The sequence below is a fragment of the Enterococcus sp. 3C7_DIV0644 genome, assembly GCF_002141235.1.
In the GTDB taxonomy this organism is placed as follows: Bacteria; Bacillota; Bacilli; order Lactobacillales; family Enterococcaceae; genus Enterococcus_D; species Enterococcus_D entomosocium.
Window position 1 is genome coordinate 1,824,052 of the sequence record NZ_NGLK01000001.1, and the last position, 24,007, is coordinate 1,848,058.

General features: G+C 45.2%; 25 protein-coding genes and 1 riboswitch. Of the genes, 4 read left to right on the plus strand and 21 right to left on the minus strand.

Annotated elements, in window-relative coordinates:
• Positions 1 to 22 precede the first annotated feature (22 nt).
• The 3 genes from A5877_RS08570 to A5877_RS08580 form a co-directional block, all read right to left on the minus strand.
• Positions 23 to 238, minus strand: coding sequence for a YdbC family protein (locus A5877_RS08570; RefSeq protein ID WP_005230288.1), 216 nt, complete (start codon positions 236 to 238; stop codon positions 23 to 25).
• Complete coding sequence (locus tag A5877_RS08575) at positions 231 to 1,895, minus strand: patatin-like phospholipase family protein (RefSeq protein ID WP_016621103.1); 1,665 nt, start codon at positions 1,893 to 1,895, stop codon at positions 231 to 233. Before A5877_RS08575 ends, A5877_RS08570 begins: the two co-directional genes overlap by 8 nt.
• A gap of 75 nt (positions 1,896 to 1,970) precedes the next feature.
• Positions 1,971 to 2,687, minus strand: coding sequence for a class A sortase (locus A5877_RS08580; protein WP_005232974.1), 717 nt, complete (start codon positions 2,685 to 2,687; stop codon positions 1,971 to 1,973).
• Between the two features lie 231 nt (positions 2,688 to 2,918).
• Here A5877_RS08580 and A5877_RS08585 point away from each other — a divergent pair, with 231 nt between their 5' ends.
• Complete coding sequence (locus A5877_RS08585) at positions 2,919 to 3,707, plus strand: hypothetical protein (RefSeq protein ID WP_005232973.1); 789 nt, start codon at positions 2,919 to 2,921, stop codon at positions 3,705 to 3,707.
• A 54-nt stretch (positions 3,708 to 3,761) separates the two neighbouring features.
• On the opposite strand, the gene thiT is transcribed toward A5877_RS08585, so the two are convergent.
• The 7 genes from thiT to A5877_RS08620 all read right to left on the minus strand — a co-directional run bounded on the left by thiT (position 3,762) and on the right by A5877_RS08620 (position 10,731).
• Positions 3,762 to 4,334, minus strand: coding sequence for an energy-coupled thiamine transporter ThiT (thiT, locus tag A5877_RS08590; RefSeq protein WP_008381706.1), 573 nt, complete (start codon positions 4,332 to 4,334; stop codon positions 3,762 to 3,764).
• Positions 4,335 to 4,386: 52 nt separating this feature from the next.
• A riboswitch (TPP riboswitch) is annotated at positions 4,387 to 4,488 on the minus strand.
• 181 nt (positions 4,489 to 4,669) lie between these two features.
• On the minus strand, positions 4,670 to 5,644 hold the full coding sequence (locus A5877_RS08595; protein WP_008381705.1) for a ribose-phosphate diphosphokinase: 975 nt from the start codon (positions 5,642 to 5,644) through the stop codon (positions 4,670 to 4,672).
• 116 nt (positions 5,645 to 5,760) lie between these two features.
• Positions 5,761 to 7,134 (minus strand): bifunctional UDP-N-acetylglucosamine diphosphorylase/glucosamine-1-phosphate N-acetyltransferase GlmU, encoded by a 1,374-nt coding sequence (glmU, locus tag A5877_RS08600; protein WP_034871957.1) that lies wholly within the window; start codon positions 7,132 to 7,134, stop codon positions 5,761 to 5,763.
• A 177-nt stretch (positions 7,135 to 7,311) separates the two neighbouring features.
• Positions 7,312 to 8,136, minus strand: a complete 825-nt coding sequence (gene purR, locus A5877_RS08605; protein WP_008381701.1) for a pur operon repressor — start codon at positions 8,134 to 8,136, stop codon at positions 7,312 to 7,314.
• Positions 8,137 to 8,287: 151 nt separating this feature from the next.
• The gene (locus tag A5877_RS08610) at positions 8,288 to 9,118 is read right to left on the minus strand and encodes a metal ABC transporter permease (protein ID WP_005230272.1); all 831 of its coding nucleotides are present in this window, start codon (positions 9,116 to 9,118) and stop codon (positions 8,288 to 8,290) included.
• Positions 9,091 to 9,771: a metal ABC transporter ATP-binding protein gene (locus tag A5877_RS08615; protein ID WP_005232967.1), complete on the minus strand. Its 681-nt coding sequence runs from the start codon at positions 9,769 to 9,771 to the stop codon at positions 9,091 to 9,093. Before A5877_RS08615 ends, A5877_RS08610 begins: the two co-directional genes overlap by 28 nt.
• A 12-nt stretch (positions 9,772 to 9,783) precedes the next feature.
• A complete protein-coding gene (locus tag A5877_RS08620; protein ID WP_139843936.1) occupies positions 9,784 to 10,731 on the minus strand; it encodes a metal ABC transporter substrate-binding protein in 948 nt (315 codons plus the stop codon).
• 306 nt (positions 10,732 to 11,037) lie between these two features.
• Here A5877_RS08620 and A5877_RS08625 point away from each other — a divergent pair, with 306 nt between their 5' ends.
• On the plus strand, positions 11,038 to 11,217 hold the full coding sequence (locus A5877_RS08625) for a hypothetical protein (protein ID WP_005232965.1): 180 nt from the start codon (positions 11,038 to 11,040) through the stop codon (positions 11,215 to 11,217).
• Between the two features lie 177 nt (positions 11,218 to 11,394).
• Here A5877_RS08625 and ispE read toward each other — a convergent pair whose 3' ends face one another.
• Complete coding sequence (gene ispE, locus A5877_RS08630) at positions 11,395 to 12,246, minus strand: 4-(cytidine 5'-diphospho)-2-C-methyl-D-erythritol kinase (RefSeq protein WP_008381696.1); 852 nt, start codon at positions 12,244 to 12,246, stop codon at positions 11,395 to 11,397.
• Between the two features lie 174 nt (positions 12,247 to 12,420).
• Between ispE and A5877_RS08635 the strand changes: the two genes are divergently transcribed.
• Positions 12,421 to 12,828, plus strand: coding sequence for an Hsp20/alpha crystallin family protein (locus A5877_RS08635; protein ID WP_034871953.1), 408 nt, complete (start codon positions 12,421 to 12,423; stop codon positions 12,826 to 12,828).
• A 55-nt stretch (positions 12,829 to 12,883) separates the two neighbouring features.
• Here A5877_RS08635 and A5877_RS08640 read toward each other — a convergent pair whose 3' ends face one another.
• The 3 genes from A5877_RS08640 to A5877_RS08655 form a co-directional block, all read right to left on the minus strand.
• A complete protein-coding gene (locus A5877_RS08640) occupies positions 12,884 to 13,639 on the minus strand; it encodes a DUF6681 family protein (protein WP_016621099.1) in 756 nt (251 codons plus the stop codon).
• Between the two features lie 8 nt (positions 13,640 to 13,647).
• A complete protein-coding gene (locus A5877_RS08645) occupies positions 13,648 to 14,082 on the minus strand; it encodes a hypothetical protein (protein WP_086316707.1) in 435 nt (144 codons plus the stop codon).
• Positions 14,083 to 14,263: 181 nt separating this feature from the next.
• Positions 14,264 to 14,815 carry a hypothetical protein gene (locus A5877_RS08655; protein ID WP_061053507.1) on the minus strand — a complete coding sequence of 184 codons (552 nt, stop codon included), beginning with the start codon at positions 14,813 to 14,815 and terminating at the stop codon, positions 14,264 to 14,266.
• Between the two features lie 124 nt (positions 14,816 to 14,939).
• On the opposite strand from A5877_RS08655, the gene A5877_RS08660 reads away from it, so the two are divergent.
• Positions 14,940 to 15,452 (plus strand): type 1 glutamine amidotransferase domain-containing protein, encoded by a 513-nt coding sequence (locus A5877_RS08660; RefSeq protein WP_008381689.1) that lies wholly within the window; start codon positions 14,940 to 14,942, stop codon positions 15,450 to 15,452.
• Between the two features lie 135 nt (positions 15,453 to 15,587).
• Here A5877_RS08660 and A5877_RS08665 read toward each other — a convergent pair whose 3' ends face one another.
• The 7 genes from A5877_RS08665 to A5877_RS08695 all read right to left on the minus strand — a co-directional run bounded on the left by A5877_RS08665 (position 15,588) and on the right by A5877_RS08695 (position 23,982).
• Positions 15,588 to 15,887 carry a hypothetical protein gene (locus A5877_RS08665; protein WP_005232957.1) on the minus strand — a complete coding sequence of 100 codons (300 nt, stop codon included), beginning with the start codon at positions 15,885 to 15,887 and terminating at the stop codon, positions 15,588 to 15,590.
• A 175-nt stretch (positions 15,888 to 16,062) separates the two neighbouring features.
• The gene (locus tag A5877_RS08670; protein WP_010748851.1) at positions 16,063 to 17,211 is read right to left on the minus strand and encodes a mannitol-1-phosphate 5-dehydrogenase; all 1,149 of its coding nucleotides are present in this window, start codon (positions 17,209 to 17,211) and stop codon (positions 16,063 to 16,065) included.
• A gap of 22 nt (positions 17,212 to 17,233) precedes the next feature.
• Positions 17,234 to 17,671: a PTS sugar transporter subunit IIA gene (locus A5877_RS08675; protein WP_008381683.1), complete on the minus strand. Its 438-nt coding sequence runs from the start codon at positions 17,669 to 17,671 to the stop codon at positions 17,234 to 17,236.
• Positions 17,672 to 17,686: 15 nt separating this feature from the next.
• On the minus strand, positions 17,687 to 19,459 hold the full coding sequence (locus tag A5877_RS08680) for a PTS mannitol transporter subunit IICBA (RefSeq protein WP_008381681.1): 1,773 nt from the start codon (positions 19,457 to 19,459) through the stop codon (positions 17,687 to 17,689).
• A gap of 316 nt (positions 19,460 to 19,775) precedes the next feature.
• Entirely contained in the window at positions 19,776 to 20,210 is a 435-nt protein-coding gene (locus A5877_RS08685; protein ID WP_086316708.1) for a PTS sugar transporter subunit IIA, read from the minus strand.
• Between the two features lie 12 nt (positions 20,211 to 20,222).
• Complete coding sequence (locus tag A5877_RS08690) at positions 20,223 to 22,253, minus strand: BglG family transcription antiterminator (protein WP_086316709.1); 2,031 nt, start codon at positions 22,251 to 22,253, stop codon at positions 20,223 to 20,225.
• Complete coding sequence (locus A5877_RS08695; RefSeq protein WP_086316710.1) at positions 22,234 to 23,982, minus strand: PTS sugar transporter; 1,749 nt, start codon at positions 23,980 to 23,982, stop codon at positions 22,234 to 22,236. The genes A5877_RS08690 and A5877_RS08695 overlap by 20 nt, the downstream gene beginning before the upstream one ends.
• Positions 23,983 to 24,007 lie beyond the last annotated feature (25 nt).

The window sequence follows — 24,007 nt, forward strand, 5'->3', positions numbered from 1 at the left end:
CACTCCTAACCGTTTTGCTTTCTTACATGGAAAGCAGGGCTTTTTTAAGTTCTGCAAATTCTTCATTGGATAAGGTCACGCCTTTGCCCATCTTCTCGTGCTCTGGACCCCAATCTCTCAGATCAAATTTTGGCGGACGCCCATTCCAGCTCACCAAATTCAATTCTTTGCGCCAGCCTCTTTGATTTTCCGAAAGCACGGCGATCTCTTCAACGATTTCATACGAAAATTTATCCATTTTCTGCTCCTTTCAAAAGATAGTGACTATACGCTGCCATTAAAGCAGTCAGCGGGTAACGCCGACGAATCTGCTGAAGGGCGGGCAGATTCAATTGCTGCGTCCGATAAAAAAAGAAAAAGCGGTTTTGCTCGGACAAGACAAAAAAACGGTCGCGATAATAGCTCAGCCACTCGGTGATCGACCAGGCATCGGCTTCTTCCACTGCCTTTAGCGCAATTTTTTCAGCTAAAGCCGTTAGAATCGTTTCCTGCTCATAAATCACCGTAGGCGCTAGATACAATACTTTCGCGGTACACTCTATCAGTATACGCCCCCACTGCTCAAATGGCACATCCTGTTGATAGAATTTACGCATTTTTTTCCAAAATTCTTTTTTCTTTAGTTCCTGATAAAGCAACGGGTCTGTCTGGCGTAGCTCTTTCAAAAAGCCCCGCCATAACGGCTGAAAATCAACCGTCTTTTCAAAGGTATACCAATGGCCTTGGTATTTGCCGAACACTTTCAAGGTTTCCAAATAGCCCAAGGTCATATTATCCAGCGAACGCTGGGCATCAAAAACCAAAAAGCTGCCTAAGGACCAAGGAGACCCTAACGAAAGTTGCGCAGTTTCTTCCGTCAAAACCGTCCTTTTATTGATGCCGGGTCCTTGGACATCCACAGTGATACATTCCGTTGCCCCCTGCTGTAGAGCGACATCGATGGGCAGGTTGTTGCGATAGCCGCCATCGATGTAATAGGCGTCATTAATTTTTTGCGCCTGCATCGCTGGATAAAATGAGGCGGATGCCAATAACCAATGCAGGTTTTCTTCTACTGCTGATGGATCAAAGGCATAAACCGTCTCCTTGAAATCTGGCAGACGAGTCGTACAGATTAGCAAATGACAAGCAGTTTGGCTGAATTTTTCTTGATCAAAGGTCTTTTGCAAAAGCTTTGCCAAGGGTTCGGTACTGGCGCCGTTGCTTTTAACCGCTTCACGGACCAGCGAGTTGGCTTGATTCATCAAATCCCGCAGTGTTTGGGCTCGTACCGAAGCAAGCGGATAGTGCAATACTTGCTCGCTGGAGATATTTGCCCATAAATCGACGGCCGCTTCCACATCGTTCATTAAAATCAAGGCACCATTCAAGGCACCGACGGAAGTTCCCGTGATCCATTCAAAGGTGATGCCCCGTTCTTGCAGCGCTTGCCAAACACCGATTTGATACGCCCCGTGAGCACCGCCACCGCCTAAAACCAGCGCCGTCTGATAAGCTAGCGCTTTTTGATACCCTTGAGGGACCACCTGATACCCTTGCTGGATAAACCACTCAGCCAAGGGGGGCCGATGAGGAAGCTGCCACAAGACGGCTGCTACAAAGCGACTGCGGGCGAAGTTTTCTGTCACGGCCAGCAGTTGTTTCCAAGTAAACTCGGCGGCCGCTTCCACCAGCAGATTGGTGATAGTCAGTGTCTTTTGGTCAAAATCAAACTGCCCAGCAAGGTAAAGACGTCCGTAACGGCTGTCGATCTGCCAGCCCTGCTGTGCTATATCGGCTAGAAAGGCTCGTCGCGCTTTTGAATGCGACTCAAAAAAGGAAAAGACGAGTCGGCTTTCTTGAAATCCTGCCCTTTGTGCAAGAAAATCGATCGAAGTCAGTTTTTTCACTTTCATCAAGACGCCTCCTTATGCAAAAAAGAATAGACGAATGACACGCCAGCTGCCGTACCACTCGAGCTATTCTTTTGATTAAAATGTTCGTTGTGCCATGTTGAATGCTGCCAACATCTCATCCGTTGCTTCGTCGACAGGCGTTACAGATTCCAGATCACCTTGGATCACACGACGGGTGACACCGCCCATTTCCCCACAGGTGATCAGCGTGATCATTTTGCGGCCTTCTACTTCGTCAAGCAAATAAACATCGGTCGGGTCGACCCGCACAGAAGAAGTCGCAGTATACGTGTAAATATTTTCCAGATCGGTCACATAGATAGCCGCCCCGATCGCGACATCATCCAATGGTGTAAACAGGAGCTCTGGCGATTGAGCGCGATGGCTAGCTAACGCGTAATTGCCTTCCCCCATTTTTTGGGTGGGACTTAACGTACCAGCACCATACAGCAAGGCCTCGTTGGCCAAGCCTTTAAAAATCGGCAGATTGATCCCAACACTGGGAACCGCCACGCCGCCGATCACTGGCAAAGCTTTGTTGCTCAGCTGCGCCCGTAAGACTGCTTCTGAACTTGCCGGCTCCACGGCATCAAAATCAAAGGTCGCTTCCGCTTCCATATTTTTTTCGACCTCACTACGATCAATGGTGCCGACTGCGTATGCTTCACCTGTTTGTTTAATAAAATAATTTTTGATTTGATTATTAAAAATCAATGCTAAACCAATCAATAACAGCACAAGCAAAAAGAGATTGCTCAGCCAATTCGAAAGTCTGCTTTTCTTTTTTCTCATAGGTTCTCGTCTCCATTAGTTTCTTCTTTTATCATACCAAAATCCTCATAAAGACGCCAATTTTGGCCAGTTTTTTTACGAAAAGACAAGATTTGCCTTTTTTTGTCGAAAAAGGGAACTTAAAAATTGTTTTTTCTGTTATTTTGTAATATAACTTTAAACGAAAAGATACAAGCAATTTTCAGCGCTTTGTTGTAGAATGAACTTAGTATATAGGAGGGATCGATCGGCATGTCTAACACGATTTACGTACATATTGATACAACCAGCAATGCCGTCTTGACCCGCGGGCTTGCCCCCCAAGATTTTAACAAGAGCATCGTCCATCAGCCCAAGAATTTGCTCTTGCTTGATCCTTCCAGTGATTTCGGCGAATTCGACGGTCATACGGGCTTAAAAGTGATACGCGGAATGGAAGATGTCCAACTGTTTTTTCAGCAAATCAACAAAGGTCGCATTGCCGAAGAAATGAAGTGGATCGATTTTAATGATTACGAGATGGTCAAAGAATTGACGCCTTTAGAGATCTCCGAATTGTTATATTTTGGCCACATGAAGACACACCTCCACTCCCCTTTCTTTTACAAACTGCAAAATAACTTTGTTTTCTTTGACTTAAAAGATGCACGTTCCCGCGTTTATTATCGCTACTTAGATGAATATTACCGAATCTTGGCGGATCGGATCACCCGCATCGTCTTAGAAAAAATCAATGATCGCCTCTCCTTTTTTAAAAAAGCAACACCGGTGGAAAAACTCGATTTTAATTTGCTGAAAGAGTTGCGGGGAATCATGCAAGAAGGCATCGTCTTCTGTCTGACACAAGAACAACTGATCGATAAAACTTATACGATTCCGATCTATCTGTCAGAAGATGCTGGCTTGAAAAGCACATTGGTCAATCAAAAAGAGTTAGATCAAATTGCAGTTTTGCGCTACTCAGCCAGCAAAAAAAACTGGTCGTTGGAAATTGATCAAGAAGATTTGGCTTTTGGCTTTTTCGACAAAAAAATGTCTTGATGCTTCTCTTTTTCAAAGAGCATCAAGACATTTTTTATGATTTCATTTCTAAAACTAAGCTTTCGGCACAAATAATTTCGGGGCTGCCTTAACTAAGAGACCTAATACAACGCCCACATAAACGATATTGATGATGACCGATGTTCCATTGAAGATCAAGGAATACAGATACGGGCTTTGTCCTTCTGGTGCGTACATTCCCCAGACAAAAACCCCTGCCCAATAATGCCAAAACCAACGGCTAATCACCGCCACGATGCCCCCTAAGACGACATACCACGTAACGGTTTTGCTGTTTTGACGGATCGCTTGCTGGATTTTATTAGCAAACAAGCCGCCCATCCCGCCAAAAGCAAAGGCAAAGGGATATTCAAAGATGATCTGTGGAACGGTGATAAAGTTACGCATGGCGCTACCAATCAAAATATTCAGCAAGCCCCACATAAATCCCGCCGTCATTCCCGGCAGCACCCCGCGACGATACGAATACAAGACCAAGGGCACGAGCCCTAGAGACAAGTCGATACTGGAATTGGCTGTCTGGATCGGGATATACGACAAGACGACCCCGATAGCAGCAATCATCGTTCCTTCCGTCCACACTTGCAGCGACATTTTTCGTTTCAAAAAAAACTCCTCCTTTAGAATCATCACAATTCACAAAGGAGAAGTGTTAGACACTTCAACTCGTCACAATTCCTACGTTCGCATGATCGAAACAGGTACGAAGGGTTTAGAGTACTCTCATTCTCAGCCTTTGCAGACTCCCCTTTGTGATTAGATTCTATTTTATTTTGTGCTTGCGTTTCGCAAGTCACTTTCAAGAATACCATAAATTGGTGAAAAGAAACATGACTGCGATCGTTTTTTCTAAAAACATCCTGAAACTCCTCAGAAAAAAACAACCAATGAGCGGTTAAAGACCGACCATTGGCTGTTGTTCTCATGCTTATGAGGCACGATTAAATTGATAATTTTGATTCAAACAGTGGACTTACTGGTTTGTTCTCATGGATTCGTTTGATCGCTTCGCCCATCAAGGCACCAACACTGATCTCATCGATTTTTTTCGACTTACGGTCTTCTGGCAAGTAAATCGAATCTGTCACAACTAGATGCTCAATGGCCGAATCTTCGATTCGTTCCAAGGCAGGTCCTGACAAGACAGGGTGAGTACATGAGGCGTAAACACTTTTGGCACCTGCTTGTTTCAACGCATTCGCAGCCAATGTGATGGTACCAGCAGTATCGATCATATCGTCGATCAAGACACAAGTTTTGCCTTCAACATGACCAATGATATTCATGACTTCCGCTACGTTGGCTTTCGGACGACGTTTGTCGATGATCGCGATTGGTGACTTAAGAAACTCAGCTAATTTGCGGGCACGAGTCACGCCACCGTGGTCTGGTGAAACGACTACGACGTCATCGCCTTGAATGCCTCTTTCCAAGAAGTAGTTGGCGATCAATGGTGCACCCATCAAGTGGTCAACTGGGATATCAAAGAACCCTTGAATCTGTGAAGCATGCAAATCCAGTGTAACCATACGGTTCGCACCGGCTTTTTCGATCATGTTTGCTACAAGTTTTGCGGTGATTGGTTCTCTTGATCGCGCTTTGCGGTCTTGTCTTGCATAACCATAATAAGGCATTACTACATTGATCGTCTTCGCACTGGCGCGCTTCAAAGCATCGATCATGATCAGCAATTCCATTAGGTTATCGTTTACAGGGCTGCTGGTTGATTGAATCACGTAGACGTGGGCACCACGAATACTTTCTTCAATATTCACTTGGATTTCACCATCGCTAAATTGTTTGACTGAACACTTACCTAATTCAACACCTACTGCAGCTGCGATTTTTTCCGCCAAAGGACGATTTGAGTTCAGAGAAAAAATCTTCAATCTTGGATCAAAATAATGATTTGACATGAGAACCTCCACTTTCTTTGCGTTCATCTAGAAAAAAATGACTCCTTTTTACTAGAATCTTCTTCCTAATAAATAGTAGTCATTTTTCCTTAAGAAATCAAGTCATTTCGCTATTTCTAATTTAGATAAGGTAACTTTTTCGCGTAATCCGCTTTATTTTCCTGACGGGCGCGGGCAATCGCCATACTGTGTTTAGGAACATCTTTGGTGATCGTTGAGCCAGCAGCGATCATCGTTTCCTCTTCGATGGTCAAGGGTGCAACCAGATTAGACCCGGAGCCGATAAAGCAATTGTCCCCGACAGTCGTTTTAAATTTGCTCTTGCCGTCATAATTAACAAAGACTACACCGCAGCCGACGTTGATGTTTTTGCCTAAGGTTGCATCACCGACATAGGACAAGTGTCCGACTTTGGTGCCTTCACCAATCGTCGCATTTTTGATTTCCACAAAGTTACCGATATGGGCATGGGCCAAAATTTCCGCATTGGGGCGAAGGTGGGCATTGGGACCGACATCGGCGCCATCATGAATGATGCTCTCCTCGATCGTCGATGCCTTGATCGTCACTTGGTTGCCGATCTTGCTGTCTTCAATTTCAGAAGCTGCCGTAATGACACAGTCTTCTCCGATCGTCGTCTGCCCTTTGATGATCACACCGGCTTCGATCAAGGTATCTGAACCAATCACAACGCCTTCGTCGATATAAGTCGTCGCCGGGTCGATCAAGGTCACGCCGTTTTGCATGTGTTGACGGTTGATCCGCTGGCGCATCAAGCGATTGGCTTCGGCTAAGGCGATGCGGTCGTTGACTCCTAAAGATTCATGGAAATCTTCGGTTTGATAAGCAGCGATGATTTTGCCGTCTTCCTTTAAGATCTCGATAATATCAGTCAAGTAGTACTCCCCTTGGGCATTGTCCGTATCTAATTTTGCCAAGGCGTCAAATAACAATTCATTGTCAAAGCAATACGTGCCTGTATTGATTTCTTGGATCAGTGCTTCTTCGGTCGACGCATCTTTTTGCTCGACGATTTTTTCCACGATGCCGACATGATCCCGTACGATCCGGCCATAGCCCGTTGGGTCTGCCGCTTGTGCCGTCAAGATCGTTGCCGATGCATTTTTCCCTTGATGGTAATCGAACAAGTTATTCAAGGTTTCCGTCGTCAATAACGGCGTATCCCCACTAATTACTAAGGTCGTGCCTTTTTTGCCCTTTAAAAATGATTCGGCTTGAACGACAGCGTGACCGGTACCTAATTGTTCGGCTTGTAAGGCGTAATTGGTGCGATCCCCCAGTTGCTCCTTGACCATTTCCGCCCCGTGACCAACGATCGTCACGATCTCTTCAGGATTTGTTTCCACCACTCGGTTCATGATGTGCTCCACCATTGGCTTACCGCAAACCGGATGTAACACTTTATATAACTTCGATTTCATGCGCGTGCCTTTTCCAGCCGCTAAAATTATTGCAAAACGTGCGTCCACGTATTCCACTCCTATCAATCTGAACGATTTTTGTTCATTGAATTTCCTATAAACAGTTTAGCCCAAGTACTTGTAAATTTCAACGATTTAAGGAATCCCCACCTAGACCAATCAAAAAAAGACTGGCAGCCGCCGTTCGAAAAACAGCTGCTTGCGCCAGTCTAAGAGCCACAAAAATCAGGCTTTTTTCTCAAAATAATTTCCCGGTACTACCGAGATCGTTTTGGTCTGGGTATCGACATCTTCAACATACAGCAGAGAGCTGTAATCGCTGATGGCCCGCTTGCCTTTGAATTTCGTTTCGGCAAAAACCGTAATACCGACTAATTCGGCTTCAAATTCTTCAATCAAGCTCTTCATCCCATTGACCGTGCCGCCGCCTTTCATAAAGTCATCGACCACCAATACTCTAGAGCCGCGCTTTAAGCTGCGTTTGGATAATTCCATTTTTTCGATCCGCTCTGAAGAACCAGAGACATAATTGACACTCACGGTCGAGCCTTCAGTGATCTTGGAATCACGACGCACGATCACGAAGGGAACATTCAAGTAGTAAGAGACTGCTTGAGCGATCGGAACTCCTTTAGTAGCAACGGTCATCACCGCATCGATTTGTTCGCCTAAATATTTGGAAGCGATGATGCGGCCGACTTGGCGCAGCAATTCCGGTTCGCCCAATAAGTCAGATAGATAGACATAGCCGCCAGGCAACAAACGGTCTTGCTCAGACAAGCGTTTTGCCAGCCCTTCAACGTACGCATACGCTTCTTCTTCAGAAATTTCAGGCACAAAAAAAACACCGCCAGCAGCGCCTGGCACGGTATCAAGAATGCCTGTTCCTCGTTCTTTAAAGGTCTTTTTGATAATAGATAAATCTTCGCTAATCGATGATTTTGCAGAGGCATATCGTTTAGAAAAGAAGGACAATGAAATCAATTCATGGGGATGATTCAACAAGTAATGTGTCATATCGATCAGTCGTTCACTTCGACGTATTTTCACACCGGACAACTCCTTTAGTTTATTCGCCTTATTATAAGGCTTTTTCGGGATAAATGCGAGCATTATCTGAAATATTGCTTATATCGTTCGGTTTTGATTAGAGTTTAAAAAAAAGAAACGAAAATTCTTCGTTTCTTTTTCATAAAGCCCTTTATTTGAGGCGTTGTTTTCGTTGCACGAGGATCACGATGCGTTTGATCAAATTGATTACTAAGAAAAGAGCGATAAAAACCAGCGTGATCGTCGCTCCCGGTGGTGTGTCCAAATAAAAGGAACTGGTCAAACCAGACATCATCCCAATCATGCCAATCACGACACTGATCAAAATCACCGCGTTGAAGCTTTTGCCTAAACGCATACTGATGGCAGCTGGTAAAACCATGATCGCAGAGATCAGCAATGCACCCGCAATCGGGATCATCATGGCGATTGCCACCCCCGTCAAGACATTAAAGAGCATCGACATCACTCGCACAGGCAAGCCATCGACATGAGCGGTATCTTCATCAAAGGTCAAAATGTACATGGGCCGTTTGAATAAGAAAAATAAAGCAAAAACGACTAAAAACAAAAAGCCTAAGATCCAAACTTGCTCTTGTGTGATCGTAACGATCGACCCAAACAAATACGATTGGATACTCGTTGCGGAGTTCCCCCCGCTAAGGTTCATCAAGACGAGGGCTAACGCTAAACCGCCGGACATCAAAATGGCGATCGAAATCTCTGAATAACTGCGGTACAGTGTTCGCAAGTATTCCAAAATGATTGCGGCAATGACTACAATCAATAGCGTCGTCAAACTCGGATTTAGATTTAGAAAGAAGCCTAGTGCCACCCCTGCTAAAGAGACATGGGACAGCGTATCAGCCATCAATGACTGTCTTCGAATCACCAGAAAGACCCCTAGCATTGGTGCGATACCAGCAATAAAAATCGCCGCAAGAAAAGCTCTTCTCATGAATTCATATGAAAGCAGCGCCATGGTGAATCCTCCTTCCGCACTAAACGGATCTGACGGTCCGCATATTCTTTGATATCTTCGTGATCATGAGTGATCATCAAAATCGACTTGCCGTGGTCATGAGCATTGTGCCGCAGCAGTTCATAAAACAGATTGCGGGATTGTTCATCCATCCCCGTAGTCGGTTCATCTAAAATAAATAAATCAGGATCCGTGGCAAAGACCCGTGCCAAGCTGATCCGCTGTTTTTGGCCACCGGACAACTCACCGATCCGTTTATGACGCACGTCCCACATCCCGACGGCATCTAATGCACGGCGGACATGTTCATGGTCTCGTTTCGTCAGTCGCTTGAACCAACGATCTCTTGGGTAGCGGCCTGATTGGACCAATTCCAAAACGGTGCTGGGGAACCCGACGTTAAAGGAAGCAATCTGCTGAGGAATGTAGCCGATGCTTAATTTTTCACCAGCTGCATTCTTGGTCGCCAAGGTGACTGCTCCTTTAGAAGGTTTCAACAAACCAAGGGTTGCTTTGATCAAAGTAGATTTTGCCGCCCCATTTTCGCCGGTCAAAATCACGAATTCGCCGTCTTCAACAAAGTAAGAAATGTCTTCCAAGACGGGCTCATCATCATAATAAAAGGTCAAATCTTTTACATCGATATAACGCACGCAGGCGCCTCCTTAGTGAATACTTTTTTGTAATGCTGCCAAATTGTCTTCCATTACAGACAGGTATGTTTCGCCGTTATCCATCTGCTCTTGCGTCAAGCTTTCTAATGGATTCAAGACCGCTAACTCCACGCCCGTTTCAGAGGCTAAGGTCTCAGCCACCTTCGATGAGGCATTTTCTTCAAAATAGATAACTTTGACTTGTTTTTCTTCCACATATTCTTTCAGCTCAGCCAACCGACTTGGCGTTGGTTCTTGATCGGGTGAAATGCCCGAAATCGATTCTTCGACTAAATCATACTGCCGTGCCAAATAACCGAAAGCTGCATGTTGTGTGACGAAGGTCCGTTGAGTCGCATCCTTTAACGCCGCTTGATAGGCTTCATCTAGCGCAGAAAGTTTTTCGATATAGGCAGCCGCATTTTCCGTGAAGGTTGCCTTTTGCTCAGGAAACTTCGCAATCAGGTCATCGCGGATCGTTTCTACTTCTTGGATCGCTAAGACTGGGTCGGTCCAAACATGAGGGTCATACATATGATCATGGCCTTCATGGCGGTCTTCGTCCTCGTGACCATGCTCTTCCTCTGTGCCTTCCACCAACTGAATGTTTTTGGCCGCTTCAATCACTGCTGTTTGCTCAGGATCGACGGAATCCGTCAAACTAGCAACCCAAGTTTCTAGCTCAGGACTATTGTAGACAAAGGCATCTGCATCCATAATTTTGGTCATATCTTTGGCACTTGGCTCATAGTCATGAGGTTCTGTTCCTGCAGGGATCAGCAAGGAGACATCCGCTGCCTCACCTGCGACTTCTTTCGTAAATTCGTACATTGGGTAAAAGGTCGTGACGATCGACAGCTTTTCTGCGTCACTCGATTGACTTGTCGCTTCTTGCTGCCCACAAGCGCCAAGAAGCACGCCCCCTAAAAGGAGTGCTGTAGTAAGTAAGATTTTTTTCATCGGGATTTCCCCTTCCATTTGCTGGCTCATCTTTTTATTTTAAAACGGAACAACTCCGTTTTGTTAGCAAAAGTTACTCTATCAAATGATTTCCGGTTCGTCAAGACAAATCGTACGTTTTACGATTTAAAACTTTTATTTCGAGATAAATCGGAAAACATAGGAGAAAACGTTCATTTGAAGCGGATTCTTCTCTCGGGAACATCGTCTTATTTTACACCGTTGGCCATGCGATTCCTTTGTGATAACTTGAAAAATTAGAGAGTAAGTAGGATAATCATCTAAAAGCACTTGGAGGAAACGAAGATGAACGAATTTGTAACTGTGCCGCCAACTGTAAACAACAGCGAACTGCTGAATCGAATCGATTTACCGGAAGATCCTGCATCGCAGCAAACCGAAGAAATCCGCAAAACGATCGACAAACCATTGTATGAAGAAGACAAAAAGAAAAAATCCGCAAAGAAGCAGCACCAAAAAGAATAGCCTTTGCTTTAGGTAAAGAATCCGACCCCGACGTCTTTTTTTCGTCGGGGACTTTTGTGTAGGGCAGCTTCTAGATGCTTCCTCCCTACCTCAGCTGCCTTTTTCTTCGCTATATGACTGATTTTTATCGAAGGAACGAAAAAACACAGGCACTTCCTGCCTGTGTCCTTGACTCATTCATTTCAATGTACGTACAAGATAAACCTCATCGCAGAATCCTTTTAAGGCATTATAGACCCGTTGTGCCCGCGAATATTTTTGACAAAGAGCAAAGACAGTCGGTCCGCTGCCGGTCATCAAGGCAACATCTGCGCCGTATTTCATCATGCGATCTTTGATCTGTTGGACGATCGGATACTTCGGGATCGTGATGGCTTCTAGGCTATTGCCCATGGCAGCGATCATTGCTGGGTAATCTTCGGCTAAGACGGCGGCAGACAATGCTGCGATATCTGGATGGTGCAGTTGGTCCAGCTCAACTTCTTGAAAGATTTTCCCCGTTGAAACACTCAGACGAGGTTTGACTAAGATGACCCAACATTGCGGCATCGGCCGCAGCGGCGTCACCAGCTCCCCTTTTCCTGCAATATGAGCAGTGGTCCCATACAGACAATAGGGAACATCAGTGCCAACTTCCATACCAATATCGATCAGCTCTGCCATGGAGAGATCCAAGTCCCAAAGGCGAACCATCCCCCGCAGCGCTGCCGCACAATCCGTACTGCCACCACCTAACCCAGCTGCCACCGGGATATTCTTGGTGATGCGAATACGAATGCCTTTTTTGATACCATAGCGTTTTTTTAAAATACTGGCGGCCTGATAGACATTATTGCGTTTATCGATTGGTAAAAAAGCTTTGTTGGTTTCTACAATGATCTTATCTTCTGCTATCTCTTCCATTATCAGACGGTCGGCTAGATCAACACTAGACATCACCATTTCCAACTCATGGTAGCCGTCTGTTCTTTTCTCTAACACATCGAGACCGAGGTTGATCTTAGCTGGCGCTTTTTCAATAATCTCCATCTTCATTCATCCAATCATCTGATAGTTATTTAGTTCTATCATAGCAGATTCTTATAAGATAGTTGAGTGATTTCTCTTGTTTTTATGATTGTTGCCATTTTGGTTGCCCTTTGGCTTGGTTCCTCGTAAAATAGAGGTACCAACTCAATGGATAAAAGAAAGCGGGGGAACCACATGGCAAATTTGATTCCAAGAGATTTAGCAGGCGGCGAAGAACTATTAGGCAAATTAATGAACAGTTTTTGGCAAGAACGACAAATGAACACGGACATTAAAGAATACGAAGACAAGTATCTCGTTCAAGCAGATTTACCCGGCATCAAGAAAGAAAACATCCGCGTCAGTTACGTCAACAACACGCTGACGATTTCAGCGGCTCAAACGGAGACCACTGAAACCGAGGATGATTTCGGACATTATTTGCGCAAAGAACGCTCCAGCAGTGCCTATCAACGGACCTTCACCATCACAGACATTGATGACGAGTCCATCAAAGCAGTGTTTGAAGACGGCGTTTTGACCCTGACTTTACCGAAAGCTAGCTACAAAGACGCACCTGCAAAAAACATTCCGATCGAATAACAACAAATTAAAAAAGCAGTCCCCCCAGAGGAAACTCTGGTCGGGACTGCTTTTCTTATTTGCGTGCTTGTCGTCGATACGCCTGTCTTGAGGTCTGCGGTTCTTCTTCGGAGACCTCTTTTTTGACATACAATTTTAAACTGTATGGTTCGTGGTATTTGACATCGTTTTTGACAAAATCACCGCCAGTGATAAATAAGCCCACTGGCTCTAAAGGTTGCTTGCCTGTCCATTGAATCGTGCCAATTTTCGTCATCTCCGTGTAGCTGGTCCCGATCTGCAATACGTACTCGTTTTTCCCTTGCTGTTTGACAAAATAGTAAGGGTACAAGGTATTTTTCGGAATCGTAAAGCCGTTGGATGACGGTTTGATCGCCAATTCTTCTTGAGCGATCAAGGTCTGCAAATGATTCGCCAATACCAGCTGATAGTCTTCTTCAAAATCGATCACCGCTTTTTCAGTCGTCAAACGATCAATGTCGGTGGTGCTGATAGTTTCCCCTTCAATATTGAAGACTTCATCCGGCAAGACTTTGACAAAGGTCTGAGTGACATCGAACTTCATATTTTTATTCAAGAAATAATAGAAGATATTCAGTACCCAAAAATAGACTAAGACCAAAAAGCCGATCGTATAAAGGATCGCTTGAAAATAGTTTTGGTTCGCAAACATTCCATAGATGATCCGTAAAATATACGCCGTTGGAATAATACTGAGGATGGTATAGGCGCGATTCAAGTATTTGGGACTGATGTCAAGATAGCCCAAAAATTTGTGGATGCCGTTGATTAAATCTAAAATAAGCGTCATTTTCTCACCTACTCATTTCCTTGATTCTCATCCATGATCCCTTGTGGATCTGGCGTGGTCTCTTCACTTGAAGAAGGTGTTTCCTGATTGTTTTCCGATGGTGCCGGTGAAACATTGGCATCGCTTGATGGCGTCGTTTCTGCAGGCACCGAAGAAGACGGGGTCGTTTCTGGTGTTACTACTTCACTGCTGGATGACGGTGTTGTCTGCTGGTCATCGTTCGTCGGTTGTGAGTCCGTGCTTGCAGGTGTTTGATTTTGACTGTCCTCCGTTATCGAAGACGGTGTGCTTTCACTTGGTGTTTGTTCGGTCGTTTCTGTCGTTTCCGTCGCACGACTTGGTTGGCGGTAACTGCCTGAATTCACCACGCCGGTAGCAGTGGCAATGATCGTTGATATCGTTAAAAGTGCAATTGGTTTTAAAATAGGCGGGACTTTTCGCATGATTCTCATCCTTTTCTTACCCGATTCTGCCCATCGGCAGTCTCGGTTCCTTCAGCCTCTTCTTACCTTTATAATCGTTTCTGACAAAAGGGTCAAGATTCCCGAGGCTTCTGTCGCAGGATTTAAAAAAAACTAAACATGTAACTGTTTTCACAAAAAATAACGACGACAGTTGCCGCCGCTACACAAGGTATTCATAAAACTTTTCAAAGGTCAGGTGCAACGTGCCATGGTAATCCCGTAAAAGGGCGGGCAATGCGATTACTTCTTCATGTTGGATCGGGGCATCGATTTGAATCACCGCTTGCTCATCATCCAGATAGTAGGAACTAAACAGCTCATCATCGGTGATTTCTTCTAATTGATTGGTCAGCTCTTCATAAAACTTTTCTACGATCGGTTCTGCCAACTCATCAAAGACCGGCTGCAAGGCTGCCTCTACAGCTGGAAAAGGCTGTGCGAGTAATTGCTGTCCGCTGAGGGAACGCCGGGTATTCTCATAGGTCAAATAAAGCAGGTCGAAATAATCCTCTTCTTCCCCGATCGCTTCTAGCGTCAAAAGGGCTTTTTCTACCAATGAAACCAAGGACGAGGATACCTCTTGATGCATCACCGCATCGACTTTTTCAAATAGTTGCTGTTTCTCGATGACAAATGTTTCTTCCATAAAAGTGAATTCCGCTTTTTCAAAGCAAAGGGGGGTATCAGAGATAAATAGTTGGATCGTTGCCATGGCGTTGCCTTCTTTCTTTTTCAAGCTGCAGACAAACAGATGATTTGTCAACAGCGAAAATCTTCGTTAGCATAAATAATAGCAGGTGAACAAATTGTTCATCAAGTAATAAGGAGGAGATCGAATGAGTAAAGTTGCTGTTATTGTCACTGATCTAGTTGAAGATGTTGAGTTGACGTCACCAAAAGAAGCACTGGAAGCGGCCGGACATGAAGTAGTCGTTATTAGTAATGAAGGCGCCGAGACCGTAAAAGGCAAACAAGGTGGAACGTTTCCCGTTGATGCGGCCATCGATACAATCGATCCCGCCAGTTTTGATGCTTTGTTGATCCCAGGCGGTTTCTCCCCTGACCAATTACGGACCGATGAGCGCTATGTGTCATTGACGAAAGACTTTTTGACATCTGATCGTCCCGTCTTTGCCATTTGCCACGGCCCACAACTGTTTATCCAAACAGGACTGACGAAAGATTTGACCTTGACGGCTTATGATTCTGTGCGACCAGATTTAGCCTACGCAGGTGCCACCGTCAAAGATGAGCCCGTCGTGATCGACGAAACCTATCGGTTGATCACCAGCCGAAACCCAGATGACTTAGATGCCTTCAATCAAGCCATTACCGAGGCATTGAACTAACCACGAATAAGACTTGGTTTCTTAGAGAAAAAAAGCCGCCAGTTGCAGCGTTCGATCCTTCGTATCGATCGAGCTGCAGCTGAGCGGTTTTTTCTTGCGTAGCTTTTCAGTTTTCAGTGAATGGCTTTTTTCCTGTTACTCGTCAGAGGGCAACTCAAAACCATCGAAGGTCTCGCCATCATAGTAGCGCAATAATTCTTCCGTCGATAATAAGGAAGACGTCATTTCTTCCTGCGCCTCATTGACCTCTCGAAGTTGGGCAAGGTAAGCCGCGTAGGCTTCTGCCAACTGCCGGTAAACAGCTTGCCGCGATGTTCCTTCCCCTTGGATCGTCGGCAATTCACGGATAAAAGCCCGATAGACGGGGCGGTTTTCCTGCCATTCGATCGGCAACTCAATTACTTGAAGCTGGGCTTCTTCAAACCATCGTTCCATTGCTCTCCCTCATTTCTTTTCTTATTATCGTCAAGTTGGCAGCAAAGGTCAATCGGTGAGCCAAAAAACACAGAACAAGCGTTGAAAGAAATTGACCTATCCGCAAAAGCTCGCTTGTTGGGCTAGCTTTTACGGATGCGGCAATTTATCTGCTTGTTCTGTGTGTTACTCGTTTTTATGCAGCAACATACGCATATTTTTCAATGTTTTGTCGGATCGTTTCAATCATGTCTTCATCTTGTAAGCCAGTGATTTCTGCAATGACTTCCGGTAGTGATTTTTCATCCAAAAGTGCTTGTAACTGTTGGCTTTGCTCATCTTCAGGGTCTTTGTAGTTGAAGATCATGCCGATCGTTTCATAGAGATGATCTGGCTGCATATTGCGTTTTTCTAACTCAAGGACTGGTCGGATAAAGCGTTCTTCGGTCCCTAATTTGCGGACAGGTGTCCGTGCCACCCGAGTGATGGCATCGGAAATGTGCTTGTTTTTAAAGCGTTGGATGATTTTTTCGATATACCGTTCATGTTCTTCAGGATCAAAGGCCCATTTCTCAATTAAAAGGCGGCCAGTTTCTTCGAGAACGGATTTTAATTGGATCACCACTAAATGATCCTGCATCGCTTCATCGATCGTCTGATAGCCTTGGAGGGCGCCTGTGTACGCTACCGTGGCATGACCCGTATTGACACTGAATAATTTCCGTTCAATATACGGTTCCAGATCCGCCACATAATGGACCCCTTGCAGATGGATCGAGGATTTCATCCCAGACTCTTGGATCACCCATTCGCAGAAGGGTTCTACTTGAACGAATAAGGGATCTTCATGGTGCTGCAGCGGTACGATGCGATCCACCGCTGCATCTGGAAAACCAACCGTCGCTTCCAACGCTGACCAATCCGCAACGTATTTTTGCACTTCGCTTTTTAAAAAGGTCGATCCGCCGATCATATTCTCACAGGCGATCACATCAATGGCTGGCTTGTCTGGGTGTTGCTGACGTGCTTCTAAGCCTTTGGCGATCAGCTCAGCGATATGCGGCAAAATGTTGGGACCAATGGCGGTCGTAAGGATGTCTGCCTCGGCGATCGCTTGGATCACCGCTTCTGGTTCTTTGGCATTGTTCAATCCTGTCACATGCTCGATGTGGATCTGTTCTTGGGTCTCATCGGCTAATTCGATGGTATACCCTTGTCTTGCTTTTAAGGCGTCAATGATCGTTTCATTGACATCAATAAATGTGATTTCAAAGTTGTTGGCAGCCAATATCTCGCCGATAAAGCCGCGACCAATATTACCTGCACCAAAGTGAACTGCCTTCATGTCTTGTCTCCTCCTTAAATCCTTATGCTACGGTCAAACTTTGGGCGATTTCTTCTTTATCCAAAGCATCCGCCAATTCGACGACGTTATCGATATCACTGCAAAAGAGGGCGATTTGTTGGACCAATTGCAGATGATCTTCCCCTTTGCCCGCGATGCCGAAAAGAACGGTGACGATTTTTTCTTCGTCCGCGGTACCGAAATTCACGCCATCAGGTACTTGCACGATACAGATACCTGATTTTTTGACGTATTTTTTGGCTTCATCCGTGCCGTGAGGAATCGCAATAAAGTTCCCCATATAGACTGAGAGCATCTCGTCACGCTCAAGCATGGCTTCGACGTATTCTTCTTCCACACAGCCTGCCGCCAGCAATTTTTCGCCGCAGTAACGAATGGCTTCTTCTTTGGTCGCAAATTGTTTGTTCAATTCAATCATGTCTTTTTCTAATACTTGCATTCGGCTCATCCTTTCTTAATTCGCTGCTTTGATCGATGCCACGATCCGTTGATAGTTCGTCGTTCCCATCAGATTATTAACGGATAGGTGGATCGCTTCTGGCGCTGAAGTTTGCGCTTGCGGCGTTAAGGCTTCTTTTGTGATCACCAGGGAAGAGGCGTTGGCATGGAGATCATTGATATGGCTTTTTCTGATCGGCATCGTCAGAGCTTCTTTGGCTAAAAGATCTTGGAAGACTTTCTGAGCCATCGTTGCCGAACCTTTGCGATCATCGTGGGCCAAAATGATTTCACTGACTTGCTTAAGGTCATTGGCGGAAGGAACATCTGCCTGGTTGCCTGCTTCAGACGTTTTTTCTGACTCCCCCGCTGTCTTAGTCCCTGACAATGTGGCTACGATTTCATCGTACCGTGGAGAGTTCAGGAAATTTTCAACCGCGACGAAGGTCGCATTTGGCGCTTTTTGTTTGGCACGTTCTTGCAATTCTTCTTGAGTGACGATCAGCGTATTGGCATCGTCCGTCAAATTGTTGATGGCGGAATTCGAGACATTTTGTGGAAGACCCGCTTCTTTGACTTTTTTACGTAAGATCGATGCCCCCATAGCACTGGAGCCCATGCCTGCATCACATGCGAAGATGATACGATTGATGCCAGTCATTGGTTGAGCCGCCAAGCCTTTAGCGCTGAGTTTTGCTGCTTGCGTTTGTTGTACTTTTTCTTCAAAATTATCCACTGTATCCTTCGCATCTGCTTTCAAGATCGCGGCAGCGACGATAAAGGATACGCCTGCTCCTACGGCAATTCCGGCTAAGACAGAAACGACACTCATCACCGAGTTGAATGGCGTCATTGCTAAGATCGCAATGATCGAACCTGGTGAAGCAGGTGCCCGTAAGCCTGCACCTAGCAATTGGAAGGTAAAGCTTCCTGATACACCGCCGGCAATCACTGCTAAGAACATCAATGGTTTCATCATGACGTATGGGAAGTAGATCTCATGGATCCCACCGATAAAGTGAATGATGATCGCTCCAGGTGCCGAAGATTTCGCTGCTCCTTTTCCGAAGAAAGTGAAGGCTAGCAAGACTCCTAAACCAGGTCCAGGATTGGCTTCTAATAAGTAAAGAATCGATTTCCCAAATTCGCTGACTTGCTCAGTACCTAGTGGTGTCAAAATTCCATGGTTGATGGCATTGTTTAAGAATAGGATTTTTGCTGGTTCAATAAAAATATTGGCTAATGGAATCAAGTGGGCATTGACGATCACTTCTACCCCTGCTGCCATTGCTTGTGTCAAGGTGTTAACAACTGGTCCGATTGCTACAAAGCCCAGTAATGCTAAGGCAAAGCCGATCAAACCTGATGAAAAGTTGTTGACCAACATTTCAAAGCCAGCGCGAACTTTGTCTTGGAAGATCTCGTCAAATTTCTTGATGACCCAACCGCCTAAAGGACCCATGATCATCGCACCCAATAGCATTGGGATATCCGTTCCGACGATGACCCCCATCGTCGCGATCGCCCCAACCACGGCCCCGCGGTCGCCAGCAATCACTTTCCCGCCGGTATACCCGATCAAGATTGGGATCAAATACGTCAGCATTGGACCGACCATCGTTGCAAAGGCTTCATTTGGTAAATACCCATCTGGAATAAATAATGCCGTTAATACACCCCATGCAATCAATGCGCCGATATTCGGCATCACCATACTCGACAACGTACTGCCTAATTTTTGAACTTTTGCTTTTACTGATGATTTGGCTGCTTTTTGTGTCTGTTCCATTTTTTTCTCTCCTCTCGTCTGCTTACACCCTTATTGTAGGCGCTTCCCAAAACGGTCGAAAGTCGTACTTTGTCACAAAAAACTGTGCCAAAACTTGTAGCCAAACAGACAGAACAAAAAAACGCGAGTAGCCCCTGCACTCACTGGCTTTTTGTTATGTTTCACGTGAAGCATTTTTATTTGGTTTTTGCCAAAACGCAAAAAAAAACGTGTACCCACTCCTTCTACACAAGGTAGAAAGAGCGAGCACACGGCTGTAGCTCATTCATGTATTTCGTTCGCTGCTCTTGTTGCAAGCCAGTCTGCTGCTGATTGCTTATTCTTCTGCCAGCAAAATCTGTTGGATCTCTTCAACCGATTCGGCATCACTAAGCGCCCGAACATTCTGCATATCAGAACAAAAAAAGGCGATTTCTTGCAAAACAGCTAATTGCTGCTCTTTTAGGACGACTACGAAAAGGATCGTAGCGGTTTTGGGCTGCTCCTTCGTGCCGAAGTCAACGCCATCAGGCACTTGGATCAAAAAGAGCCCTTCTTCCTTGATCCATTGCTGGGCTTCTTCTTCCCCATGGGGCAGTGCAACAAAGTTCCCGATGTAAACACCTGTTTTTTGATGACGCCGCAAAAGGCTTTTGACATAAGGTAAAGAGACGATTTCCTGGTTGACTAAGTACTCGCCAATTTTTGTCAGGGCCTCTGTGGCATCGGTAAAGTGTTGATCCAACAAAATCCGCTCCTGTGGAATATACATCGCTGATCCCTCCTATTGTTTTACTTCTTCAATCAAGAGCGAAGAGAGTAACTGATAAATAATCGAATCATTGCCGGAATTAAAAATCTCCGTATTTAGATCATTCATAATGATCGAACCACTGATTTTTCCTAACATCTGAGAGCTTGTTTCATTGATAGGATAGGGCGCCAGCATGACTAATAAACGGGTAACAGCGATCTCTTTTTTATCCATCGCTAGAAGTGGCAGCGGCTGTTTCAAATCGAAAATACGAAAAACTGGTTGCAGGATCGCCGAACTCGCCGCGTGAAACAAGGCAAAGTGGGTGTCAGGAATGCCCACTGGCGCTTGGAAGTAGCGCCGTAAGAGACGATCAACGACTTTCTCACGATCCAAAACAACATGTGCATCAAAAGACGTCAGCACCAGCTGCAACGTTTCTTCCAAGTCCGCTGGGTTATCAATCGCCTGCACTTGAAACAGCGCCAATAGCTGGTTAATAGCTTCGATAAAAGCCAAGACCGCTTCATAGGATTCCTCTTTGACCAAAGCAGAGGGTGCTTTTTTGGCGGAACGTTTTTTCTGACTAATGGCTTGGAAGGCCTTCTTCAACTCTTGAATGTCTTCTTCTAGCAGGATCGGTGAAACGAGTTTGTACTCTCCTTGATACCCTGGCAACAATGAAGTCGAGATCACCAAGTCATAGGTCTCCTCGATATTTTCCCGTTTGACATCCCCCACTCGAAAGAAGGTGATTTGATTGATAAAGGGAAAATGTTTCCGCAGCTGCATCTCTAACAAACTGATGGAGGCTAATCCGCTAGGAGAGATCCCTGCAATATTGACTTCTAACACTTTCGGATTTTTTTCCAACGAATTGGCAAAATGCAGGACCATATAGGCGATTTCTTCTTCCGAGAACTGCTGCTGCGGAAAGACTTGCGGCAGATGATTGCGAATCCCGCTGGCAATCTCGACATACTGGTTCATGATTTTTTCTAGGATAGGGTTGTTCAAATGATCTTCTTCTAAAATCGCCCGCGTCATCACTCCTGAGATATGGGTCAGCAGCATTTTATACAAGTTCGTGTCTTCATAAAACGCCACTTCCGTTTGCTCACTGACCAATTCGATCAAGCGTTTTACACGATAAGCCAAGTCGGTATCAAAATTGTCATCAAAAAAATCACGATCAAAGGAATTGGCAAAATCACCTAATAACACGGCAAAAAAGACGATTTCGTTGATGGAATAAAGCAGTTTGGTCTTTTCGGCGATCTGAGCAAAAATCTTTTTCGCCACCTTCAGCAAGTCTTTGTTGATCTGACTCGGGTACGTCTCTTCTTCCACCGTATAGCCCAAAGCTACACGATCCATGGCTAGCGCCAGCATCAAGACGATAAAGGCTAATTTGCGGTCACTAAGTTCCTTGAATTGGGGTTCGATGGTTTCCCGAATCAACCGCTGGGCTAGCAATAGATGGTCGCGGGACAGAAATTGAAAAATAAACGGGGCTTCATCATCGGTTTCCAGTAAATGGAAAAATTGGTATTCATTGATCTCCATCACTAGTGTATTGGCTGTGATCAACCGCCGATACTTTTCGGAGCCTTCGATCTCATACCCTTGATTGCGCACGATCCTTAACGGCAGCCGTGCGAGACTCTCTTCAAGCTGTTTGATGTCTGAAAAAAACGTCGTATTGCTGATTTGGTAACGCTCCAAGAAAAAATGACTGGATACAGGCTTCGTGGCGGTAGTCAGTTGCAACAAAATACGGTGTTGCCGCTCACTAGCCGCGAATTCTTGATCGGTATCTGCCATAATGGCTTCTTGTAATTGGCGAATGCTCGTTTCTGATGCAAAAATTTGGAAATGACCACGACCGACCTTCTCTAAGATAGCATCTACTGTTTCTAAGGATTTTTCTAGATTAGCCAGTTCACGGTACACCGTTCGTTTACTGACTTTTAAGACTTGCATCATGCGATCTAAAGAAACCGGACCGGTACTATTCATCAATTCCGTTAATAAAAGTGTTTCACGATTGGTCAAAAACATAGTCGACTCCTTCTGTCAGTAACTGACGATACGCATCTGTCGTCAATAAATCATCCACCACCAGTAAAGGAACATCTGGGATCGAGCACTTTTCTGCAAGTTCTTTCGGGAGGATATAGATTGCCGTAGGATCAAGAGCTTGTCCTTCATATGCCATTTTTTTGATGGTCAAAGGAAGCGCTTGTTGGCGGGCCATTTTTCTTAGTATCTCCACTGCCATCGTTTGTGAACCGCGTTTTTTTCCAGTATACAAAAAGATGATCGTTGAAAACCCTAGCGAATTTGCTGCTTCGATTTGTAACGATTTTTGCGGATCCTGTTCTCTTCTTTGTAATTCTTGGATCAGCGGGGCATACTCATCTGCCGCCAAAAAATTATCTAGCACATAATGCTGTGCGTGTGGTGTCTGCTTTTGGGCAATAGTCGCTAATTCCCGTTGGGTGATCACTAACAGCGCGGGATCATCGGTCACACGATAAATCGACTGATAGCGGACAGGAAACGTTAGCTGGGCTTCTTGCAACTGTTTTTTTAGTATGCTGGCACCAATCGCACTGGACCCCATCCCTGCGTCACAGGCCACGACGATCTCCGTGACTTTCTTCATTTTCGGCATCTTACGCTCCTCATTTTCTGTATTGGTCTTCCGTTTTAATAGCACACTAGCGATCGCAAACGATACGACCGTACTGACGACAATCCCAGTTAAGACACCAAGGATCATAGAAGCCGGTGTATTGAGTAAAATCGCCAAAATCGAGCCCGGGGACGCCGGTGCTCTCAAGCCTACTCCTAAAAATTGGAAGATCAGTGTACCGCTGAAACCACCAACGATCGGACCGAGCAACACCCAAGGATCGAGCAGAACAAATGGGAAATACACTTCATGAATCCCACCAATAGCCTGCACAAAAATGGATGCTGCGGCATTCGTTCGGTTTCGCTTTGAACCAAAGAAAAGATACGCCGCTAAGACCCCTAATCCCGGACCGGGGTTGGCCTCGATCAAAAATAAAACCGACTGACCGTTAACTGCCGCGGCTTCGATTCCTAGCGGCGTAAATAGTCCATGGTTGACAATATTATTAAAAAACAAAACCTTCAATGGTTCTACAATGATATGAATAAAGGGCACGACGTTTTGCCGAACGAAATAATCCACGAGCTGATAGCTGCCGAGACTGAACCAATTAAAAAGCGGCGCCAATAGGAAGTAACTGCCTAAAAAAAGGAGTCCGCCAAACGCACCTGCAATAAAATTGCGCACCAGCATCTCATAGCCACTTTTGACTTTGCTCACGATCGAATCACTGCAGTACAATAGCCAGCCCGCTAGCGGTCCCAGCAGCATCGCCCCAAAGACCTGGGGAATATCGGTTGCGAGAATAGCCCCTAAGACCGCCACTGCTCCTACGACCCCACCGCGTTCAGGCGCCAACATTTGCCCACCTGTATAAGCAATCATGAGGGGCAGCAACACAGTCAAGACCCCTTGTTCCATTTGCTGGATCACTTGTTGATCGACTGAGAAAAAAGGCAACAGGAATGAAATCAGCATCCACGCAATAAAAATACTTAAATTCGGCATCATCATGCGAGAAAGATAATTCGTATAAAACTTAACCGTTATCATTTTTTCTCTGGAAGACGAGGTCTTGTTCATTTTATCCGCTTCCTTTCTCTTCTCTATTATAAGATGTTCTGGCAAGACTGAAAACAAAAAAAGCATACGTTTTTTAAAACAGAAATCAAAA

Excerpts from the sequence above, each read along its gene's own strand:
- A5877_RS08570 (WP_005230288.1), bottom strand. The coding sequence starts at position 238 with ATGGATAAATTTTCGTATGAAATCGTTGAAGAGATCGCCGTGCTTTCG.
- A5877_RS08595 (WP_008381705.1), bottom strand. The coding sequence starts at position 5,644 with ATGTCAAATCATTATTTTGATCCAAGATTGAAGATTTTTTCTCTGAAC.
- A5877_RS08635 (WP_034871953.1), top strand. The coding sequence starts at position 12,421 with ATGGCAAATTTGATTCCAAGAGATTTAGCAGGCGGCGAAGAACTATTA.
- A5877_RS08645 (WP_086316707.1), bottom strand. The coding sequence starts at position 14,082 with ATGCGAAAAGTCCCGCCTATTTTAAAACCAATTGCACTTTTAACGATA.
- A5877_RS08660 (WP_008381689.1), top strand. The coding sequence starts at position 14,940 with ATGAGTAAAGTTGCTGTTATTGTCACTGATCTAGTTGAAGATGTTGAG.
- A5877_RS08610 (WP_005230272.1), bottom strand. The coding sequence starts at position 9,118 with ATGGCGCTGCTTTCATATGAATTCATGAGAAGAGCTTTTCTTGCGGCG.
- A5877_RS08670 (WP_010748851.1), bottom strand. The coding sequence starts at position 17,211 with ATGAAGGCAGTTCACTTTGGTGCAGGTAATATTGGTCGCGGCTTTATC.
- A5877_RS08575 (WP_016621103.1), bottom strand. The coding sequence starts at position 1,895 with ATGAAAGTGAAAAAACTGACTTCGATCGATTTTCTTGCACAAAGGGCA.
- A5877_RS08640 (WP_016621099.1), bottom strand. The coding sequence starts at position 13,639 with ATGACGCTTATTTTAGATTTAATCAACGGCATCCACAAATTTTTGGGC.
- A5877_RS08695 (WP_086316710.1), bottom strand. The coding sequence starts at position 23,982 with ATGCTTTTTTTGTTTTCAGTCTTGCCAGAACATCTTATAATAGAGAAG.
- A5877_RS08585 (WP_005232973.1), top strand. The coding sequence starts at position 2,919 with ATGTCTAACACGATTTACGTACATATTGATACAACCAGCAATGCCGTC.
- ispE (WP_008381696.1), bottom strand. The coding sequence starts at position 12,246 with ATGGAGATTATTGAAAAAGCGCCAGCTAAGATCAACCTCGGTCTCGAT.
- A5877_RS08655 (WP_061053507.1), bottom strand. The coding sequence starts at position 14,815 with ATGGCAACGATCCAACTATTTATCTCTGATACCCCCCTTTGCTTTGAA.
- A5877_RS08685 (WP_086316708.1), bottom strand. The coding sequence starts at position 20,210 with ATGTATATTCCACAGGAGCGGATTTTGTTGGATCAACACTTTACCGAT.
- A5877_RS08620 (WP_139843936.1), bottom strand. The coding sequence starts at position 10,731 with ATGAAAAAAATCTTACTTACTACAGCACTCCTTTTAGGGGGCGTGCTT.
- A5877_RS08625 (WP_005232965.1), top strand. The coding sequence starts at position 11,038 with ATGAACGAATTTGTAACTGTGCCGCCAACTGTAAACAACAGCGAACTG.
- A5877_RS08680 (WP_008381681.1), bottom strand. The coding sequence starts at position 19,459 with ATGGAACAGACACAAAAAGCAGCCAAATCATCAGTAAAAGCAAAAGTT.
- A5877_RS08665 (WP_005232957.1), bottom strand. The coding sequence starts at position 15,887 with ATGGAACGATGGTTTGAAGAAGCCCAGCTTCAAGTAATTGAGTTGCCG.
- A5877_RS08675 (WP_008381683.1), bottom strand. The coding sequence starts at position 17,671 with ATGCAAGTATTAGAAAAAGACATGATTGAATTGAACAAACAATTTGCG.
- A5877_RS08690 (WP_086316709.1), bottom strand. The coding sequence starts at position 22,253 with ATGTTTTTGACCAATCGTGAAACACTTTTATTAACGGAATTGATGAAT.
- A5877_RS08580 (WP_005232974.1), bottom strand. The coding sequence starts at position 2,687 with ATGAGAAAAAAGAAAAGCAGACTTTCGAATTGGCTGAGCAATCTCTTT.